This is a genomic window from Ignatzschineria sp. LJL83 (genome assembly GCF_054871845.1).
In genome coordinates, this window is record NZ_JBTXLY010000013.1 from 43855 (window position 1) to 58695 (window position 14841).

The 14841-nt window shown below is 39.5% G+C and carries 10 protein-coding genes; 9 read left to right on the plus strand and 1 reads right to left on the minus strand.

What is annotated here, in order from left to right; all coding sequences use genetic code 11:
- Positions 1-75: 75 nt before the first annotated feature.
- Positions 76-1152, minus strand: a complete 1077-nt coding sequence (locus ACYSN2_RS09190; RefSeq protein ID WP_461749959.1) for an SEL1-like repeat protein — start codon at positions 1150-1152, stop codon at positions 76-78.
- A 571-nt stretch (positions 1153-1723) separates the two neighbouring features.
- On the opposite strand from ACYSN2_RS09190, the gene ACYSN2_RS09195 reads away from it, so the two are divergent.
- The 9 genes from ACYSN2_RS09195 (at position 1724) to ACYSN2_RS09235 (ending at position 14810) form a co-directional block, all read left to right on the plus strand.
- Positions 1724-3799 (plus strand): RelA/SpoT family protein, encoded by a 2076-nt coding sequence (locus ACYSN2_RS09195; RefSeq protein WP_461749960.1) that lies wholly within the window; start codon positions 1724-1726, stop codon positions 3797-3799.
- Between the two features lie 550 nt (positions 3800-4349).
- A complete protein-coding gene (locus ACYSN2_RS09200; RefSeq protein WP_461749961.1) occupies positions 4350-5405 on the plus strand; it encodes a methionine ABC transporter ATP-binding protein in 1056 nt (351 codons plus the stop codon).
- Positions 5406-5407: 2 nt separating this feature from the next.
- On the plus strand, positions 5408-6082 hold the full coding sequence (locus ACYSN2_RS09205) for a methionine ABC transporter permease (RefSeq protein WP_461749962.1): 675 nt from the start codon (positions 5408-5410) through the stop codon (positions 6080-6082).
- A 314-nt stretch (positions 6083-6396) separates the two neighbouring features.
- Complete coding sequence (locus ACYSN2_RS09210) at positions 6397-7539, plus strand: acyl-CoA dehydrogenase family protein (protein WP_461749963.1); 1143 nt, start codon at positions 6397-6399, stop codon at positions 7537-7539.
- A 414-nt stretch (positions 7540-7953) separates the two neighbouring features.
- Positions 7954-8760 (plus strand): MetQ/NlpA family ABC transporter substrate-binding protein, encoded by an 807-nt coding sequence (locus ACYSN2_RS09215; protein ID WP_461749964.1) that lies wholly within the window; start codon positions 7954-7956, stop codon positions 8758-8760.
- Between the two features lie 268 nt (positions 8761-9028).
- Complete coding sequence (gene dbpA / locus ACYSN2_RS09220) at positions 9029-10420, plus strand: ATP-dependent RNA helicase DbpA (protein WP_461749965.1); 1392 nt, start codon at positions 9029-9031, stop codon at positions 10418-10420.
- A 587-nt stretch (positions 10421-11007) separates the two neighbouring features.
- Entirely contained in the window at positions 11008-11616 is a 609-nt protein-coding gene (locus tag ACYSN2_RS09225; protein ID WP_461749966.1) for a CDP-alcohol phosphatidyltransferase family protein, read from the plus strand.
- Between the two features lie 9 nt (positions 11617-11625).
- Positions 11626-13470 carry a bifunctional alpha/beta hydrolase/class I SAM-dependent methyltransferase gene (locus ACYSN2_RS09230; RefSeq protein ID WP_461749967.1) on the plus strand — a complete coding sequence of 615 codons (1845 nt, stop codon included), beginning with the start codon at positions 11626-11628 and terminating at the stop codon, positions 13468-13470.
- A gap of 2 nt (positions 13471-13472) precedes the next feature.
- On the plus strand, positions 13473-14810 hold the full coding sequence (locus ACYSN2_RS09235; RefSeq protein WP_461749968.1) for a phosphatase PAP2/dual specificity phosphatase family protein: 1338 nt from the start codon (positions 13473-13475) through the stop codon (positions 14808-14810).
- Positions 14811-14841 lie beyond the last annotated feature (31 nt).

Here is a 14841-nt window from a genome sequence, read left to right on the forward strand (position 1 = left end):
TATCTCATGAAATATCCCATTTCTAAGACGGATACTTTGGATTCTATTTTATGATTTATAGGGATTTATACGGATTTATTGAAACTTCCCTCGCGCTTCATTGTCATATTCTCGAGCTCGTTTTAAATCTTTTTCAACGGCAAATCCGTGACGATATAAGTAAGCCAATACAACGAGCGCATTGGGATCCCGATTTTCTTCGGCAATTTTTGCCCAATATAATGCTTCTTCATAATCAATAGCGACCGGCATATTCTTCGTAATATACATGCGCGCTAGTAAGCCTTTTGCTGAGAGATCACCTTGCGCAACTGCTTTCATCAGCCATTCATAACTTGCTTGATAATCGATCTTTCTTCCATAACCCCAGAAATACATTTCCGCTAAGCGAAACTCGGCATCTACATCTCCTTGATTGGCGGATGCTGAAAACCATTTGTAGGCGGTTCTATTATTTTCTCTACCGATTAAACCTAAGTAGTAGATTTCTCCAAGAAGATGTTGCGCTGCGGCATTTTCTTGTTTGGCGGAGAGTTCTAGCCATTTTTTTGCTTCCTGATAATTGGGTTCGCCGATATGTCCTTGGTAATAAATCTCTCCAACTTTATATTGTGCCTTATCATCACCTTGCTTTGCAGAGAGAAGAAACCATTTGAGCGCTTCTTCGTTATCTTCTTCATCAATTAAACCAAAATAGTAAATTGCTCCTATTTTATATTGCGCTGCGGCATTTTCTTGTGCAGCGGAGAGTTCTAGCCATTTTTTTGCTTCCTCATAATTGGGCTCGCCGGTATATCCTTGGTAATAAATTTCTCCAACTTTATATTGAGCGTCCACATCTCCTTGCTCTGCAGAGAGAAGAAACCATTTGAGTGCTTCCTCATTATCTTCTTCATCGATTAAACCAAAATAGTAGATTGCGCCGAGATAATATTGCGAAACTGGGTCATTTTGTAGAGCGGCTTTCTCGAGCCAAATAAGCGCTTTGCGATAATCTTCCGGCGAAGAAGCTTCATGATAGAGATCTTCCCCTAATTGAGCTTGGGCAAATAGATGACCTTTTCTAGCTTGAAGCTCAAGTGTGCTGTAATTAAACGATTGAGCGAAAGAGGCAGAAAAGAGAAGAAAGATAAGAATAAGCAGTTTTTTCATAGTATAAGATCAGTTCTGTTTGAAGAGATTTCCATAATTTCAATGGGATGTTGGTTCAATAATAATCCTAAGTGAATGTCTGTAATTATCTGATATTTAACAAATCTCTTATTGATAATTACATAATAAAATCTAGATAAAATAGGTGACAAACATTAAATATTTTATTTTTTAATGGTGTGATTGATATTAGTCAGATTTTGAGTAGGACTTCATAGCTTACTGAAAATATTGTTAGTTTTTTTATAGAAGTCGTTTATTTTGTTGTAAATCATCAATTTGAAGTTTATAAGTGAAAGTTTTATTGCATGATGATGTGGGATTTGAGGGAGATTGTTTTTCTAGAAGTTAGGCTTGAGCTTGCTTGATATTATAAGAATGAGTATTGTAAAGTGATGTTAATGTGTTGGAAGTACAAAGAATCTCGAGCTTAGAGGGAATTTGGAAGAAATAATTTACAGTAAATGATGACGGGTTTGTATAATAGCGAGAACGTAATTAAAATCTGAAGAAAATCACACATTGGGTGGAATTATAAGAAAAATAATGATCAGTAGATGGAGAAGTAGATGTGTCGAAGTCAATTACATTGAACACTCTTCTTGAGTGGCTACAAAGTAAAGAGCAATCGTGGAAGCCTGAGTATTTTGAAGCTTGTATGAAGCATCAGGATCATCCGTTATTTAAAATAGCGTTAGAAACCGCTTACTACTTAGATCGATTGGATATTGAATCAATGCCACAAGTTGCATTGATTCTCTTTATATTGGGCGTTCCAATTGCAGAACAGCCTGAAGGCACACAAAAATTTATCCAATATTTAGGGGTTGTGAATCAGCTTACTTCCGGCAATATCTCTTATGAGAAATCTCCGGAAACCCTGCGGAAGATGTTTTTAGCGTTTGCCGAAGATGTGCGCGTCATTGTCGTCATGCTGGCGTATCAAGTAATTATTATGCGTAATGCGCGTGATTCCCAAGAAGATAATCAGAGAGCCATTGCCCAAAATACCAATACCATCTTTGCACCCATTGCTAACCGCTTAGGACTTTCCGGCATTAAATGGGAATTGGAAGATTATTCTTTTCGTTTTTTAGAGCCAGATTTCTATCGAGAAATCGCTTCAAAGCTCGATGGTAAGCGTAATATTCGTGAAACCTATATTACAAATGTTGTGCAAACTTTGAAGGATTTACTGGCAGAGCATCATATCAACGCCGATGTCAGCGGGCGCGTGAAGCATATTTACAGTATTGCTCGAAAAATGCGTCAAAAGAATTTAAGCTTTGAACAGCTTTACGATATTCGCGCGGTACGAATTTTAGTAGATACAACTGCTGATTGTTATGCGGTTTTAGGCATGATTCATGAGCTTTGGGTGCCGATTCCACGAGAGTTTGATGATTATATTGCCAATCCAAAACCCAATGGTTATCAATCGTTACATACGGTTGTATTAGCGCCACAAGATTTGACGTTAGAAGTGCAGATCAGAACCCATAAAATGCACAACGATGCCGAAAAAGGCGTTGCGGCGCATTGGAAATATAAAGAAGGTCGTGGCACAAGTATTGATCAGGCGGACCTTAACTGGCTTCGTGAGCATTTAGATCGTGCGCTAGAAGAGGGCGAAGAGCAGATTACGGAAGAATCGATCTTCAACGAAAATGTCTATGTGATGACGCCGGCAGGAGAACCGTTAGAGCTGATTGCTGGAGCCACGCCATTAGATTTTGCTTATAAAATTCATACGGGATTAGGTAATCGTTGCCGAGGCGCAAAGGTCAATGGTGCGATTGTGCCGTTAACGTACGTTCTGCAAAATCGGGATGTGGTAGAAATCCTCACCGGAAAAGTGCCGAATCCTAGCCGTGATTGGATGTCGCCCCATTTAGGATATACGGGATCGAGCCGAACAAGATCGAAAATTCGGGCTTGGTTTAGAGCGCAAGAGATTGAAAGTAACTTAAATGCCGGAAAACTCATGGTGGAAAAGGAGCTTTCAAGGCTCAATATTCGTCTAAGCGAAGAAGAGTTACGCCGATTATCGAGTAAGCTCCATTGCACAAGCCTCAATGATCTTTATGCGAATATTGGCTCCGGCGATATTACGATGGCACAGCTTATTGCAAGATTGCCGGGAGAAAAACCAAAGAATAACTTTGACCCTGATCTGATGGTGCGTCCGCAGACGAAAAAGACGCAGAGCGGGATTCAAGTGAAAGGCATGGGGAAATTATTAACGTCCATTGCCACTTGCTGTAAGCCGGCACCACCAGATTTGATCGGCGGTTATATCACGTTAAATCGAGGCGTAACGATTCATCGTCTCAATTGTACGAACTATCAAAATATGCTTGAGCAAAATCCCGAACGGGGCATTGATGTGGATTGGGGAAGTAGCGATGAGCGCTTGGTAGAAGCAGATATTCATGTGCTGGCGTATGCGAATGTGGATCTGTTGCAAGAGATCGGACAATTAGTATCGACAGAACATTTGAAAATCACCAATATGAATATGAAAAAAGAGAGTGCAGATACAAGATCAATCAGCTTTACGCTAGAGATTAAACATGTGGATCAGCTTAGCCGATTATTAGATCGTATCAATCAAATTCCGGCCGTTTTGAAAGCTTACCGGAAATAATTATTCATGAAATATTAGAAACCTACTCATTGAGTAGGTTTTTGTTTTTATGATGAGTTGAAAATGCGGTTTAAGTGATTATTTGAAAAAGATAATGACAGTAAGTTTTTTGAAGATTGATATTCATGCTTGTCATGTAATTATCTGTTTGAAATACCAGTGTATATTTTCGCCTTGTAGCTGAGGAAATATTGGGGAATGATCAATTATATGGATTTTCACTATTGTTAAGAGATGGTTTTATTGCATCTTGAACGTTCTTTTAACGCTCTTTTAACGGTCTATTTACAAAATAATTTAAATTACATATTGTTTTTGTATGCGATGTATGTTTTATTATACGAGCTGTTGCACCAAACCCAAAAGATTAAACAATTGAAATTGTATTTTACCCAAAGAAGTAGAAACAATTATCAGAGCGTAAGGAGTTGATGAAAAATGTGTAAAATAATGAACTTATCCATGATGCGAATGTTGGCAATGTGTCTTTCGATGTCCACATCTTCAAAACCAACGTCCTTGCAAAAAATCTATAAACGGAGAAAACCCTGTGATTCAATTTGAACATATTTATAAAACATATTTACGTAACGGCGTTGAAACCGAAGCGTTAAAAGATGTCAGTTTGCATATTGAGAAAGGTGATATTTTTGGTGTAATCGGTTACAGCGGTGCCGGCAAAAGTACCTTGATTCGTCTTGTGAATGATATCGAAAGCCCAAGTCACGGAAAAGTGATTGTTGACGGACGAGATCTTTCTACCTATACGCCGAAGGAGCTTCGTTTAGCGAAGAAAAATATCGGCATGATCTTCCAACACTTTAACTTGCTAGAAACCAAAACGGTTGCGGAGAATATCGCTCTGCCATTAACGTTAAATGGTAATCATTCTGCGAGTGAAATTCACCAGAAAGTGGATGAGCTCTTAAAGTTTGTCGAGCTTCCTGATAAGCGAAATTCTTATCCACGTGAGTTATCTGGCGGACAAAAACAGCGAATCGGGATTGCGAGAGCGCTCGTGAATGATCCAAAAATTTTGCTCTGTGATGAAGCAACTTCAGCGCTTGACCCACAAACAACTATTGCGATTTTAGACCTTTTGAAAAAGATCAATAAAGAGCAAGGCGTGACGATTATGATGGTGACGCATCAGATGGAAGTGGTGGAATATCTCTGTAATAAAGTTGCCGTGATGGAAAAAGGCGAAGTGATTGAAACCGGTAAAACCATTGATGTTTTCGGCAATCCACAAAACCCAACTACAAAGAGCTTTGTACGTACAGTCATCGGCGATTCTATTCCGGAGCGTGTATTACAAAACTTAGATGATCCAACATTAAAAGATATCTACCGCTTTGAGTTCTTAGGACGATCTGCGCAAGAGCCTGTGATTAATGAATTAATTTTAAAAGGGAATGTTGTCATCAATATTCTTTTTGCCAACATGATTGAGATTGAGGGCAATATCTTAGGAAGCACGTTTGTACAGATGACGGGCGAACCTCAAAAAGTGGAAGAAGCAATCGCATTTTTACGTTTCCACGGCGTTCGTGTCACGCACGAAGCAACTAAATCAGATCAAAATACGGCAAGAAAAGGAGCATAATCATGTGGCAATGGTATACAGAAACATTCAAAACCCAAGTAACGCTTGAACAGTTTTTACAAGCTGGCTGGGAAACATTTGTCATGGTCGGTGTTTCTTTAGTAATCGGTACGATTTTAGGTTCGATTATCGGCATTCTCTTGGTATTAACACGCCCCGGCGGTATTGAAGCGTCGCCGGTCTTTTATAAAGTTTTAAACATCGTTGTCAATATCGTTCGTTCTCTGCCATTTATTATTTTAATGGTCGCAATTATTCCGTTTACGAGAATGGTTGTCGGAACATCTATCGGAACTTCAGCGGCAATCGTGCCACTCATTATCTACATCTCGCCATTTATCGGACGTTTAGTAGAAAGTTCACTATTAGAAGTAGATCACGGCATTGTAGAAGCAGCAAACTCTATGGGCGCAACGACTTTTCAAATTATTTGCAAGTTCTTATTGCCGGAAGCGAGAGGCTCACTCATTTTAAACTTCACAACGGCAACTATTGGTTTAGTGGGAGCAACGGCAATGGCAGGCGCAGTTGGCGGCGGCGGTATTGGAGATTTAGCGCTGAACTACGGTTACCAACGTTTCGATAGCGTTGCGATGTTCTACACGGTGGTTTCTTTAGTCGTGATTGTTCAAGCAATTCAATCACTCGGTAACTTCTTGGCAAAACGTTATCACTAATGGATACCGCAAAATAGAGCAACTATTTCAAGTGTTGATAGCGTATATTCCTCTCTCAGCACTTGAAGAAGACAAAATAATGACAAGGTAATGTAGGAATCCTTCATGTTATGAACATGATTTGTGAATCTAGTTTGAGAATTTAGTTTATGAAAGAGATTTTGGATTCCTACATTCGTTTCATTCAGTGGCGAGTTTCTTCAGCCATTATCATTATTTGTTCCCCTAATTACATCTGTTAATAATCATCGGTTAATTATTTTAAAATATGCGTGATTGCACGTGTAGTAGTAAAACTCAGCTTGGAGAAAGTTATGAATATTGTAGAAATGGATTCAAAAGCACGTTTAGATGCGATTAGAAATATTGCGAAAGCCTTTAGAGAAAGAGCTTATCAGCATGATCTTGATGGAACATTTCCTTTAGAAAATTATGCAGATTTAAGAGCTGTAAACTTTCCGGCATTAACCATTCCAACAGAGCTCGGCGGCGCTGGGATTTCACTGAGTGAAATGCTGAGATTACAATCTGAAATTGCTAAAAATGATGGCTCAACAGGATTAGCAATCGGCTGGCACATGGGCATCAGTAAGCATTTAGGGGAAAGTGATCATTGGGATGCAAAACTGTATGAAGCGTTTGCGAAAGATGTGTTAGCAAAAGGTGCACTGATTAATAATGCCGCATCAGAGCCGGCAACAGGAAGTCCGACACGAGGTGGAAGACCTGAAACAACTGCCGTAAAAACAGAAAATGGTTGGATTATTAATGGTAGAAAAACCTTTACGACATTATCTCCTGTTTTGGATTATATCGCCGTAAGTGCCGGCATTGATGGTTCCGACAAAGTCGCAAGTTTCTTAGTAAAACGAGAGCTTCCCGGCGTTTCTATTGAAGAAACATGGGATTCCATTGCGATGTCGGCAACAGGAAGCCATGATCTCATTTTAGAGAATGTAGAAGTTCGAGATGAAGATTTAGCGCAATACTTAACGCCGGGGAAAAAAGATCCACAGGGTTGGTTATTACATATTCCGGCAGTCTATTTCGGATTATCGGTAGCAGCTTATGAAGAAGCGCTCAATTTCGCTAATAGTTACTCTTCCAATGCAATGACAGGAACGGTAGGGCAATTCCCAACAGTTCAGCAAAAAATCGGGCAGATTCGTGTGAAATTATTAGAGATGGAATATTTCCTCTTTGGTGTTTCTCAAAAATGGGATGAAGCCGATGCAGAAACTCGTAGGGAAATGGGCAGTGAACTCAGCGCCGTCAAAGTAGCAATTGTGAATAATGCGCTTCAAGTTGTGGATATTGCCATGCGCATTGTGGGCGCAAGAAGCTTATCGCAAAAGCATCCACTTTCTAGAATTTACCGTGATGTTCGTGCAGGATTACACAATCCACCGATGGAAGATATGGTTTACACCAATCTCGCGAAAGAAGTTTTAGTGTAGTTTGAATTGATGGTTTTAAGCTGATTTTAAAAGCCTTCTTACTAGAAAGACATTCTTACCAGAAAGACGTTTTCGTTCTAAAGCTGTTGATTATCAGATAAATATGAGGGTTTGTTTAGCCGATGAGGGCTAAGCAATCTCTTTATTCACGCCCAATTTTTTGTGGCGTACTTTATACAAAATGTCGTTTTTTAGTTTAACAATCTTTAAAAGCCTTCATCTTGCTAGCACGAGATATTCAGAAGAATGCAAACATTCGAACCAGCGATGCATCAGCCTGTAAAGATGCCATTGAGGCTTCGTAAATTCATTCTATTATTCAAATCAATTCCAGTATTCAATGATTCAATTATAAAAAATATCACTAACAATCAATATGATATAAGCATTCAAATCACGCAGAGGAGAAACAATATGAAATCTTTAAAATATGCACTTTTAGTGGGCGCTACATTACTATTAACCGCTTGCGGAGATGGAAAAGATCCCGATAAAACGGTTGTTTTAGGATTTGGTCCTTCAACTTATGCCGAGCAATTTGAAAAGGGCATTCGTCCGATTTTAGAGGCCGATGGTTATGATGTAACGGTGAAAATTTTATCGCAAAACATGCAGATCAATCCGGCATTGAAAGATAAATCCATCGATGTTGCAGGGCACCAAAGTATTGCCTATATGGAAGAGATGAATAAAGAGCTCGGCATGAATATGGTAAAACTTGTGGATACCGCAAGTGCGCCACAATCCCTTCGTTCTAATAAACACAAATCCTTGTCTGATGTGAAAGCCGGCATGACGGTTGCGATTCCAAATGATCCTGTGAATGCCGAAAGAGCGGCAAGAATCCTAGAAGATATCGGTTGGGTAGAAGTATTGGATGGCGAGATTTCTAACTTTAGTGAAAGAGATATCAAATCATTAAATGGCGTAAAAGTCTTATTTCTCGATCCTGCGTTAGGACTTCGTATTTTGGAAGATGTAGACTTTGCCGTCATTAACGGAAACTACGTTGCTAATGCCGGTTTACAGATGACAGATGCATTAGTGATCGAAGAAACGCCGGCGGAACATGTAGTCATTATCTCTATTCGCGGGGAAGACCAAGATACCTCATGGGCAAAAGCTCTGAAAGCGGCGTATGAATCGAAAGAATATGAAGCATATATTAAAAATGAACCGCTATATAACGGCTTTATTTTGCCAACGGTTTGGAGAGATTAAGGTTTTCGGATATTTTAGAACCAATTTAATAACCTTAAAAGAATCAATATTGCTGGCACGGGATATTGATAAGCATGCAAACATTCGAACCAGCTACATATCAGCTTTTGTTGTGTGAAAAACTTACTTAAACCGACATCACCATAAAAGAGTGATGAAAAATCTAAATCGTCAACCGCGTGAAAATAGCGTACTATTCAAGGGTTGAGAAATGATGTGAAAGTCATTTTCTCAACCCTTTTTAATTGATATATCAGAGAAAAATACCGTGTCGAATCAAAAATTTTCAAGTTTAGCTCTTCCTAAAACGCAATTATCGAATCTTCAGGATTTGGGATATGTTGCGATGACGCCGATTCAAGCCGCAAGTTTGCCGGCGATTTTAAAAGGCCGAGATCTTTTGGGGCAAGCGCAAACGGGAAGTGGAAAGACAGCGGCTTTCGGAATTGGTTTGCTTGAAACCATTGATGCAAGACAGTTTACGACGCAAAGTTTGATTATTTGCCCAACACGGGAACTTGCGGATCAGGTTAGTAAAGAGCTTCGCCGATTAGGACGTTATATTCCGAACCTGAAGATCTCAACGGTTTGCGGCGGTACGCCGATTAAAAGACAGATTCACGCAATGGGGCAACATGCGCCACATATTGCTGTCGGAACGCCGGGAAGATTATTAGATCATTTAGAGCGCCGAACATTAGATCTTTCTCATGTGAAAGTTGTGGTGCTAGATGAAGCCGATCGCATGCTCGATATGGGCTTTTTTGATGAAGTCGATGAGATTATCGAATATACGCCGAGAAAACGCCAAACGTTACTTTTCTCAGCGACATATCCAGAAGATATTCAAGCCATTAGCCGTAGAATTCAGCATAAACCAGAAATGGTGGTGATTGAAGATGCGCCAAGCGAAGCGCCGAAGATCGAGCAATCGGTGGTAACCCTAGAAGATGGCAGAGATAAATCGGATGCAACGTTAAATCTGCTCTATCATTTTGAGCCAGAATCGGCGGTGGTATTTTGTAATACGATTGCTTCAACGATTGAGCTTGCAGAGTTTTTACAAGATCATGATATTGATACCTTAGCGCTTCACGGCGATTTAGATCAGCGTGAAAGAGATCAAGTTTTACTCCGTTTTAGCAATCGCAGTTGCCGAGTATTAGTGGCAACAGACGTTGCGGCGCGTGGATTAGATATCGAAGATTTAGCAATGGTGATTAACTACGATGTGCCTTTTGATCCGGAAGTATACGTTCACAGAATTGGTCGAACAGGGCGCGCAGGAAAAATGGGGATTGCCGTCAGTTTAAGCCTTGCCGGAAAAGGTCATCGTTTGGAAGAGATTGAAGATTATATTGATCAGAAATTAGCCGAAATCTCTTATGCGAAATTGCAACAATCTAAGGCAATTCCACTTATTGCACCAATGCTCACTATTGAAATTAGCGAAGGTAAAAAGTCGAAAATCAGCGCCGGCGATATTCTCGGTGCATTAACGTCAAGAGGCGGTATTCAGGGATCGGATATGGGTAAAATCTCCCTTTTCCCAATGCAATCTTATGTTGCCGTTACAAGAGATCAAGCGGAAAAAGCCGTAGATCAGATCTGGAATGTGACTTTGAAAGGCTTGCGTTGCCGAGCGAGAATTGTGAAGTAGTTTCTGTAAAATATATTTTTAACGCATTGTTTTCTTTTTTCTCTTTTCTCTTTATGTAGTGCGGGAAAGATGTTTCATAATGGGTTTTATATAGGATTTTCCCATATAGTTCTCCCATAAAATCCATTATGAATATGATATTCCTGCTCCTAAAATCTCTACTCTGTTTGCATGCAAATAAGGATTCCTAATGAGATGATCTTTACTGAATTTTTGCATGCTATTTTTATGGCTATTTGATGTCATAAGCTCAAAGGGATCGATATCGCTGGCATGGGATATTCAGAAGAATGCAAACATTCGAACCAGCCATGAATCAGCCTATATTTATGCAATTAGAGTTTTTATGTGAAGTTTTCATTTAAAGTTTCGTAAACTGATTTTTCAATAATTTTTTACTTCCCGATTGTTTTAAATTACTCTCATCGTTCTGGTTCTTATATCTGTTTGTTATCAATAGGTTATTTTTACACCTTATTGATCTGCAACGTTTCGAGAATGAAGCGCATCCATAGATTGACATTAATTTAACGCCATAATGATAATATTTATCAAAATATTATTTTAAAATAATGGTGTTTTATTAAATGATCTCTATCTATTCATTAAAATCAAAATTTCAGAATCTTTTGAGACCTTTCGTCAAAAATCTCTATCAATGGGGGGTTACGGCGAATCAGGTAACTCTGTTTGCGTGTCTTGCTTCAATATTCATATCGATTATCGCCATTATTATTTTGCCATCTGTATGGATTCTAACGTTGATTCCTGTGTGGATGTTTATTCGAATGGCGCTGAATGCCATAGATGGAATGTTAGCAAGGGAATTTTCGCAAAAATCTATATTAGGTGCGTACTTAAATGAACTTTGCGATGTGATCGCCGATAGCTTTTTGTTTGCCATTTTTATCTTTATTCCCGGCATTGAATTGTGGGCTATTTTGCCGGTGATTTTTTTAGCGATTGTATCTGAATATGCCGGTGTAATGGCACCTTTGATCGGCGCAGAAAGACGGTATGACGGACCGATGGGAAAGAGTGATCGAGCATTTGTATTTGGAACATTAAGTCTGTTGATAGGCTTGAAACTATTGCCGGCATTCCTCGTGAACTTTGGACTTTGGATTATTTCCGCATTACTAATTTATACCATTGTGAATCGAGTCCGAAAGGGAATATCTGCCGGCAACTTGTAGGGAGTTTTTATGAGAATTGAAAGTCAGTTAGAATTTATGAGTCATGATGGCGAGGCGCTATTTTATCGTCATTGGTCGATGGATAAGAGGTCAGTGGATAAGAGGTCGATGGATAAGAGCGATCATAGCGTAGAAGATTCGTATGAATCAGAAGATCCTTCGAACCGGAAGGCGATTATCCTCTTTCACCGAGGTCATGAACATTCCGGAAGAATTGCCCATCTTGTAGAGGAACTTAACCTTCCGGATTATCAGTTTTTTGCGTGGGATTCTAGAGGTTGTGGGAAATCTCCGGGAGAACGAGGAGATGCGCCGAGTTTTGGCTGGATGGTGCACGATGCTGAAGCTTTTTATCGCCATATTTTGCAGGAATATCAGCTTAAAGAAGAGAACATCATTGTGATTGCGCAAAGTGTGGGTGCTGTCATTGCCGCAACTTGGGTGCATGATTATGTGCCGAAGATTCGGGGATTAATTTTGGCATCTCCGGCTTTTAGAGTGAAGCTTTACGTGCCTTTTGCAATTCCGGGATTGAAACTGATGTATAACATTCGTGGGAATTTTTTCGTGAATAGTTATGTGAAATCTCGCTTTTTAACCCATGATAAAACCCGGCAAATCAGTTTTGATTCAGATGCATTAATTGCAAGACCGATTTCGACAAGAATTTTATTAGATTTAGCAGAAACATCGAAAAGAATCGTTGCGGATGCCGCATCTATTCATACACCAACGCAACTCCTGATTTCAGGATCAGATTATGTCGTTAGACGTAAACCGCAGATGCAATTTTTCAAAGGATTAAGCTCGGATTTTAAAGAGATTCATCTCATGAAAGGGTTTTATCACGATACGATCGGAGAAGAGAATCGACATTTAGCGATTGAAAAAATTGAAAAATTTATTGCAAAAGTCTTTCAACAGCCGGTTAAAACCTCTTCTTTAATAGATGCCGATAAACAAGGATATACTTTTGACGAAGCAATGGCGTTGATGAAACCTGAGCGTTCTATCTTCAAAAAGATCTATTGGGCATTCACGAAGAAGAGTTTGAAGTCAGTTTCAAAGATCTCAGAAGGCGTGAAATTGGGAATTGATACGGGATTTGATTCGGGAAGTACCCTCGATTATGTCTACCGAAATCAAGCTTCCGGTGAAACTGCTCTAGGAAGATATTTGGATTATCTCTACCTACAAGCCATTGGCTGGCGCGGTATTCGTCAGCGAAAAGTGCATTTAGAGCAGATTTTAAAAGAAGCGATAGAAACACAGCAAGCAGATGGAAAAGAGGTCAATATTCTCGATATTGCCGCCGGTCATGGGCGCTATGTTTTAGAAACGGTGAATCAAATACCGAAGAAGCCGGCTTCTATTTTATTGCGAGATTATAGCGAACTCAATGTGGAGAAAGGCACGGCGTTAATTGCGCAGAAAGGGTTATCTGATATTGCTCTTTTTGAGCAAGGAAATGCGTTTAGCAGAGAAGAACTGGTTGCGATTTCGCCAAAACCAACCATTAGTATTGTGTCGGGACTTTTTGAGCTATTTAGTGAGAATGCTTTACTGCAAGAATCGTTATCAGGATTATCTGCCAATATGGAAGAAGGGAATTACCTGATCTATACCAATCAGCCTTGGCATCCGCAATTAGAATATATTGCAAGAGCGCTCACGTCTCATCGAGAAGGGCAACAGTGGGTAATGAGACGAAGAACGCAATTAGAGATGGATGAATTAGTAGAATCTGCGGGATTTACTAAGGTGAAAATGCTGATTGATGAATGGGGAATCTTTTCAGTATCCATTGCTGTGAAGAATTCTAGTCATCTTGATTTTAATCATCGAGATCTATAATCATGCCGGAAGTGTGTTCTAAAAAAAGATTGTGGGTTTATAAAATCGCAGGGCTTTGTGCGCTCATACTCTTTTTTTATGTTACCTATAATTTTGCCAATCAAATGACGTTACTTCGTGCGAAGAATGAAGTGATTCCTCACGTGATGTTTGCGTGGGAATCAAACATTCCTTTAATTCCTTGGACGATTATTCCTTATTGGTCTGAAAATTTGCTGTATGGTTTAGCGGTTTTATTAGCATGCAATCTCCGGCAATTGAAAACGTTATTAAAACAGCTGTTTTCAGTACAAATCATCTGTGTTCTTGGCTTTTTGTTGGTGCCGTTACAACAAATTAATATTACGCTTCGTCCGGAAATCGGGGGTTTCTTTGGTTGGTGGTTTGATGAATTAATGAAGTTTGATCTTCCTTATAATCAAGCGCCATCGCTTCATATCTCCCTATTAGTCATTCTGTGGGTTTTTTATAACAAAATAGTTCCGCGGCGATGGCAGTGGTTGATGCATATTTGGGCGCTGTTAATTGGCGTCTCTGTTTTAACCACATGGCAACATCATTTCATTGATATTCCCGCAGGAGTTTTGGCAGGATCGTTAGCGATTTGGTGTTTTCCGGCAGATCGAAAATCTCCTTTAAACCAACTTTGGCAGAAAAAACCGTATCGCTGGCCGTGTCGATGGAAATGGGCATTGTTGTATTTTGGGATTAGTGCGCTCGCTTTATCAATAGCCCTTTGGTTACAAAGCATCTATCTCTGGTTGCTCTATATTTCTTTCTCATTTCTACTCGTTAGCTTCAATTACGCAATATTTGGGAAAAATGGGTTTCCTAAAGAATCAAATGGACGATATCAACTGACGAATGGGATTCTATTTTTTCCTTATATTTTGGTGGCAAAGTTAAACGCTAGGATTTGGACAAGAGATAATCAGGCATATGATCGAGTGATTGAAGGATTATATCTTGGTGCAATGCCGAGAAAACAAGCGGGAATTACGGAGTTTTCTTCGGCAGTTGATTGTTGCGTTGAAATTCCTTTCTCATTAGAGGTTGCTCATTATTATCCGAATTACTGTTTAGATATGACGGCACTTTCTGTACAAGAATGCCGAGATTCAGCCATGACCATTCATCAAGCATTACGGCAGGGTAAGACATTTGTTTTTTGTGCATTAGGATATTCCCGCAGCGCAACAGCTATCGCCAGCTATTTGATGATATATGAAAATCATACCTTAGAAATGGCACTGCAATTGATTTTACAATCGAGAAAAGGTGTCGTGATTAGCGTGTATCAACAAAGACTTTTGAAAGAATTAGAGATGATTGGATTGTAATCAGGAGAAGATGAATGAAGCTTCCCGTAAT

Excerpts from the sequence above, each read along its gene's own strand:
- ACYSN2_RS09190 (WP_461749959.1), bottom strand. The coding sequence starts at position 1,152 with ATGAAAAAACTGCTTATTCTTATCTTTCTTCTCTTTTCTGCCTCTTTC.
- ACYSN2_RS09205 (WP_461749962.1), top strand. The coding sequence starts at position 5,408 with ATGTGGCAATGGTATACAGAAACATTCAAAACCCAAGTAACGCTTGAA.
- ACYSN2_RS09210 (WP_461749963.1), top strand. The coding sequence starts at position 6,397 with ATGAATATTGTAGAAATGGATTCAAAAGCACGTTTAGATGCGATTAGA.
- ACYSN2_RS09215 (WP_461749964.1), top strand. The coding sequence starts at position 7,954 with ATGAAATCTTTAAAATATGCACTTTTAGTGGGCGCTACATTACTATTA.
- ACYSN2_RS09225 (WP_461749966.1), top strand. The coding sequence starts at position 11,008 with ATGATCTCTATCTATTCATTAAAATCAAAATTTCAGAATCTTTTGAGA.
- ACYSN2_RS09230 (WP_461749967.1), top strand. The coding sequence starts at position 11,626 with ATGAGAATTGAAAGTCAGTTAGAATTTATGAGTCATGATGGCGAGGCG.
- ACYSN2_RS09235 (WP_461749968.1), top strand. The coding sequence starts at position 13,473 with ATGCCGGAAGTGTGTTCTAAAAAAAGATTGTGGGTTTATAAAATCGCA.